We start from the raw sequence: 6,063 nt of genomic DNA, 5'->3' as shown, positions 1-6,063 counted from the left end.
TGAAGAAGGAAACCGGAAAGACGGCGCAGGAATATATCCAGAACAAAATCATCGACCTGGCCAAAGAAATGATTATAGGAAGCGGGAAGACAGTCAGCCAGATTGCCTATGAACTGGGATACCAGTATTCGCAGCACTTCAACCGCGTGTTCAAGAAGAACGTAGGCTATACTCCGAGCGAATACCGGCACTTGCAGGTTTAGACAATAAAGTTTCACCACAGATTACGCGGATTAGCGCAGAGTTTTTTCGGTTTCATCAAATATAAGTTCTATCTTTGTATGCCAATAGAACATATGGATATGAAACACCCCAAAATAATTGTTGCCGGCATCGGACCGGGCAATGAATCGGATATGACTCCCGCCGTAATTTCCGCTTTGCAAGAATCAGATGTAGTGGTGGGATATAAGTATTATTTTCAATTTGTAATCCCTTATCTCCACCCCTCAACAGCATGCATAGATACCGGCATGAAGCGTGAACGCGCCCGTGCCGAGCAGGCTTTCGAGCTGGCGGAGCAGGGAAAGACGGTCTGCGTCATCAGTTCCGGGGATGCGGGCATCTATGGTATGACGCCGCTTGTCTACGAGATGAAGCGGGAAAGGAACAGCGACGTGGAAATCGTTTCGCTGCCGGGCATCAGCGCTTTCCAAAAGGCAGCCTCACTGCTGGGAGCTCCCGTAGGACATGACTTCTGTGTCATCTCCCTTTCAGACCTGATGACTCCCTGGGAGCGTATTGAAAGGCGTATCATCGCAGCCGCTGCCGCCGACTTCGTGACGGCAGTCTACAACCCCAAAAGTGAAGGACGCTACTGGCAGCTTTACCGCTTGAAAGAACTCTTTCTGCAGGAAGGACGCTCACCGGAAACGCCCGTGGGATATGTACGCCAGGCAGGACGCCCGGAACAAGCGGTACACATCACCACGCTGGGAGATTTCAATCCCGAAGAGGTGGATATGTTTACAGTCATATTGATAGGCAACTCACAGTCCTACGAATGGAACGGAGCCTTCATCACTCCGCGCGGCTATTACCGGGACACGAATACCGAAGCCACGGGCATCGGGCAAGACATCATGATTCGCAGTTTCCATACCATCGAAAAGGAACTGAAGAACAAACATATTCCCCTCGACCATAAATGGGCTTTACTCCATGCCATACATACCACCGCCGATTTTGAAATGGAGTATCTGCTGCATACGGACGAAGGTGCCGTGGCTTCCTTGTATCAAGCCATCGAGAAAGGCGGAATCAAGACCATTGTCACAGACGTCACGATGGCAGCCAGCGGTATCCGCAAAGGAGCTTTGCAGCGGCTGGGCGTAGAGGTGAAATGTTACCTTGGCGACCTGCGCACAGCGACGATGGCTGCAGAGAAAGGCATCACCCGTACCCAGGCAGGCATCCGCCTGGCTGTGGAGGAGCATCCCGATGCTTTCTTTGTATTCGGCAATGCACCTACGGCACTTATGGAACTCTGCGACCTGATACGTAAGGGCAAGGCACATCCGGCGGGCATTGTTGCTGCACCGGTAGGCTTCGTGCATGTGCAGGAGTCCAAACACATGGTGAAACCCTTTACGGAAATACCCAAGATTATCGTAGAAGGACGTAAGGGAGGCAGTAACTTAGCTGCCACGCTGGTGAACTCCGTGCTGTGCTACAACGATGCGGAGCAGTTGCGCCCGGGCAGGGATGTGTAAGTGAAAAGAGACATTCCATAACATTACTTGTTACGACCGATAACATTACTTGTTATGCCCCCTTACATTACTTGATATTTTCATAAGATTACTCATTGAATGAAACACAGATTTATAATCATAGGAATGGATGACAACCGTTCCCCCTTCTTTCCACCGGAAGCACTGGCACAGATACGGAAGGGGAAGGTCTTCTCCGGTGGCATACGGCATAAGGAGATTGTCGGTCCTCTGCTGCCTGCCGGGGCCGAATGGATTTCCATCACCGTACCGCTGGACCGCGTCTTTTCCCGTTATGAAGAAATATTTGCCCGCTTCGAAGAGACGGCGACGGACGACTCCATCATTGTATTCGCTTCCGGCGACCCGTTGTTCTTCGGTTTTGCCAATACCATAAAGCGCAAGCTTCCCGGGGCAGACATTCTGCTCTATCCCGCTTTCAATTCCTTGCAGACATTGGCACACCGCCTCGTCATGCCGTATGACGACATGCGCACCGTCTCCCTGACAGGACGCCCCTGGCAGGAGTTCGACCGTGCCCTCATAGAGCGTGCCCCCAAAATAGGCATCCTCACCGACCGCGAACATACCCCGGCCACCATTGCCGCCCGCATGCTGGAATACGGGTACTCCCACTACACACTATACATCGGCGAGCATCTCGGCAATCCCGAAAAGGAACGCATACGCCGGATGACACCCCAGGAAGCGGTTTCCGGTGACTTCGAACATCCCAACTGCCTGCTGCTGGACAGCCATCCCGGACAATGCCGCACAAACTCCCTGCACGGTAGCGAAGCCCCAGACTTTCCAGTCCGTCCCTTCGGCATCCCCGATGAAGAGTTTGCACATCTTGACGGACGCGCCCGCATGATAACCAAGGCTCCCATCCGCCTGCTCACCCTGCAGGCATTGGAACTGAACCGCCGCCGCGTCTTCTGGGACATCGGTTTCTGTACCGGTTCCGTCTCCATCGAAGCCCGCCTGCAATTTCCTCATCTCGCCGTCATCTCCTTCGAGATACGCCCCGAAGGAAAAGAGCTGATGGACACCAACTCCCGCCGCTTCGGCGCGCCGGGCATTACGGCGATAACCGGAGATTTCCTGCACACCGACCTCACTCCCTTTGCCCGCCCCGATGCCGTCTTCATCGGTGGACACGGCGGACATCTGGAGGAAATGATAGAGAAAGTGAAACAAGTGCTGCACCCCGAAGGCTGCATCGTCTTCAACTCCGTATCGGCAGAAAGCAAGGAGGCGTTCTGCCGAGGAATCGAGCGGAACGGAATGGTGCTCCACCCTTCCACCCATATCGCCTTGAACGAATATAACCCCATTGAAATTATGAAAGCCACGCTTTCTTAAACATACCCATTATGAAAACAGCTATTATTCTAATCTCCGAAGCCGGTTTGAGCATAGCCCAATCACTGCTCAACGAACTTCCCGACTCCGAAATCTTCACCCTCAGGCACGAAGAGGGATGCACACATATAGAATCCGCCGGCAAATTCACAGCGGAAAACTTCAACCGCTATGATGCCTTTGTCTTCATTGGCGCCATGGGAATCTGTGTCCGCACCATCGCTCCTTGCGTGAAGAACAAATATACCGACCCTGCCGTGATTTGCGTGGACAGTACCGGTAAATTTGCCATCTCCGTACTTTCCGGACACATCGGAGGAGCCAACGAACTGACCCACCAGGTAGCGAATATCCTCGGGGCCGAACCGGTAGTCACCACGCAAAGCGACTGCACCGGTCTATGGGGACTCGATACCCTGCCCCAACGTTTCGGGTGGTTTCCGGTCATCAACGCCGAACCCTCCACCCTCCTGCTGGCAGAACTTGCCAAGACGCCCGAAGAGAAAAAAAGAGTATGCATGAACGAGCATATCAGCCTCTTCGTTTCCGGCAAGCCCACCGCCCTGCTGCTCACGGTGCGCAATGAAGGCACGGACTGGATGGAGGCGCACCTGCCGCCTCATGTAGAAGTATTCTACCGGGTGCAGGACATTAAACCTTCACGCTTCAAACTGATTCTGTGCGTATCTCCCCAAGTCCCCAACTTCCCGGAAATGCCTATGATATGCTACGTGCCCTGTGTCGTACACCTCGGCATCGGCCTTGCCCGGCTGGCAGGTCCCGTGCGGAAAGTGGAGAAAGAGATTATGAACACACTGAAGGAATACGGCATCATGCCCCAAAGCATCGCCTCCATCTCCACGATTAAAGCTAAAAGTGACGAACCGGTAGTGAAAGCGCTCCAAAAGAAGTTCCCGGTCTACTTCTATACAGCCGAGGAACTGGCAGAGATAGAGGTGCCCCATCCCAGCAAAACCGTCATGAAGCACATGGGTACCCCCAGCGTCAGCGAAGCCGCCGCCTTACTGAGTGCAAACAACTCCCGGCTGCTGGTGCCCAAGAAGAAAGGAGAGAACTATACCGTGGCCGCCGCCCTTGACATAAGAACTGTGCGCCAGGGCCACATCGAAATAGTGGGTGCCGGCCCGGGCGACCCGGACCTGGTTTCCGTACGCGGACGCCAAATGCTGGAACGCGCCGACCTCATTCTGTATGCCGGCAGCCTCGTTCCCAAGGAGCTGACTCTCTGTGCCAAGGCCGGTGCTACCGTACTCAGCTCCGCTTCCATGGATTTGGAAGAACAATTTGAAGTGATGAAGAAGTTCTATGACAAGGGAAAATTCATCGTACGCCTGCATACGGGTGACCCATGTATCTATGGTGCCATTCAGGAACAGATGAACTACTTTGACCAGCACGGCATGAGCTACCACATCACCCCCGGCATATCCTCCTTCCAGGCGGCGGCAGCTGCCTTGAAGTCGCAGTTCACCATTCCGGAAAAAGTGCAAAGCATCATCCTAACACGCGGCGAAGGACGTACGCCCATGCCCGAACGCGAAAAGCTACATCTCATGGCACGCTCACAAAGTACCATGTGCATCTTCCTCAGTGCAAGCATTGCGGAGCAGGTGCAGGAAGAACTGTTGCAGGAATATCCGGAAACTACCCCCGTAGCTGTCTGCTACCACTTGACATGGAAAGACGAACAAATATTCAGGGGGGAACTCAAAGACCTTGCCAGAATAGTGAAGGAAAATAACCTCACCTTGACAACCATGATTGTCGTAGGCGAAGCCATCGGCAACCGTGAAGGTCTGTCACGGCTCTATGCACACGAGTTCAAGCATCTGTACCGGAAATAAATCAACGATTAATCACCCATAAACATTCAAACATGATATTAATATTTGGCGGAACCACCGAAGGACGCATAGCCATCCAAACCCTTGAAGAAGCCGGAAAAACTTTCTACTATTCTACCAAAGGGGATGAGCAGGACGTACTTCTGCATAATGGCATCCGCCTGCAAGGCGCGATGGATGCAATAGAAATAGAAACATTCTGTGCACAGCATCACATAAAGCTGCTGATAGACGCCGCGCACCCCTTTGCCACACAGCTGCATGAGACTCTGGAACAAGTCTCCGTGGAATCGAATATCCCCGTCATCCGTTTCGAGCGTATCTTCCCGGAACGCGATGAAGAACACATCACCTGGTGCAGGGATTATGACGATGCCATCGAGAAGATACAGAAAGAAAAGATTTTCATCTTACTTGCACTGACCGGCGTACAGACCATAGGTAAGCTGAAGCCTTTGTGGCAGAATGCCTGCTGTTACTTCCGCATCCTTGACCGTGACAGCTCGCGCAAGCTCGCCCGGGAACAAGGTTTCTCCGAGAAGAACCTCTACTACTACACGCCCGGAGAAGACGAGCAAATCCTGATGAAACAGCTTCATCCCGAAGCCATACTCCTCAAGGAAAGCGGGATATCCGGTGGATTCTGCGAGAAGGTGGAAGCTGCCCGGCAACTGGGTATACGCATCTTTGCCATCTGCCGCCCCAAGACATCCGGCAAGTTTATCTGTGTAAACGGCGAGCATGGCCTGCGCCGCATAGTCGAGAAACATTTACCCGACTTCTTCCCCCTACGCAGCGGACTGACTACCGGAACATGTGCCGCCGCTGCCGCCGTAGCCGCCACCTGGGATGTATTCAATATCTACTTCAAAAAGCGTCCTACGGAATTTCCGGTAGTTCTTCCCAACGGAGAAACCATACAGGTTCCCGTAGAGCCGCAGCACCATATTCCCCACTCCGACCTTCTGGAAAACGGTGACGGCATGTTCGAGACAAGCGCTACCGTCATCAAGGATGCCGGCGACGACCCGGACATCACCAACGGGATGAAAGTTGTGGCCAATATAGCCATACCTTTCCGCATAGACGACCCGCTGCCGGAAGACACTCCCCCGGACGAC

At 53.2% G+C, this 6,063-nt stretch carries 5 protein-coding genes; all 5 read left to right on the top strand.

The genetic code is table 11. The features are described 5' to 3' along the window. Window positions 1-203, top strand: a 203-nt coding sequence (locus tag ABUA47_RS14415; protein WP_349831716.1) for a helix-turn-helix domain-containing protein, incomplete at its 5' end; no start/stop codon positions are given. A gap of 99 nt (window positions 204-302) precedes the next feature. After that, window positions 303-1,712 (top strand): precorrin-3B C(17)-methyltransferase, encoded by a 1,410-nt coding sequence (gene cobJ / locus ABUA47_RS14410; protein WP_035449265.1) that lies wholly within the window; start codon window positions 303-305, stop codon window positions 1,710-1,712. 99 nt (window positions 1,713-1,811) lie between these two features. After that, the gene (locus tag ABUA47_RS14405; RefSeq protein WP_035448407.1) at window positions 1,812-3,077 is read left to right on the top strand and encodes a bifunctional cobalt-precorrin-7 (C(5))-methyltransferase/cobalt-precorrin-6B (C(15))-methyltransferase; all 1,266 of its coding nucleotides are present in this window, start codon (window positions 1,812-1,814) and stop codon (window positions 3,075-3,077) included. Between the two features lie 11 nt (window positions 3,078-3,088). Beyond that, complete coding sequence (gene cobM, locus ABUA47_RS14400) at window positions 3,089-4,942, top strand: precorrin-4 C(11)-methyltransferase (protein WP_005829394.1); 1,854 nt, start codon at window positions 3,089-3,091, stop codon at window positions 4,940-4,942. A gap of 32 nt (window positions 4,943-4,974) precedes the next feature. Then, window positions 4,975-6,063 (top strand): precorrin-6A/cobalt-precorrin-6A reductase (locus ABUA47_RS14395; protein ID WP_349831715.1); only part of this gene is annotated, 1,089 nt, incomplete at its 3' end.

This window comes from Bacteroides sp. RTP31139st1_H2_RTP31139_211217, from assembly GCF_040227615.1.
In the GTDB taxonomy this organism is placed as follows: domain Bacteria; phylum Bacteroidota; class Bacteroidia; order Bacteroidales; family Bacteroidaceae; genus Bacteroides; species Bacteroides uniformis.
Note: the sequence above shows the minus strand (reverse complement) of the source record. Positions and strands in the feature narration are given on the sequence as shown.

Excerpts from the sequence above, each read along its gene's own strand:
- cobJ (WP_035449265.1), top strand. The coding sequence starts at position 303 with ATGAAACACCCCAAAATAATTGTTGCCGGCATCGGACCGGGCAATGAA.
- ABUA47_RS14405 (WP_035448407.1), top strand. The coding sequence starts at position 1,812 with ATGAAACACAGATTTATAATCATAGGAATGGATGACAACCGTTCCCCC.
- cobM (WP_005829394.1), top strand. The coding sequence starts at position 3,089 with ATGAAAACAGCTATTATTCTAATCTCCGAAGCCGGTTTGAGCATAGCC.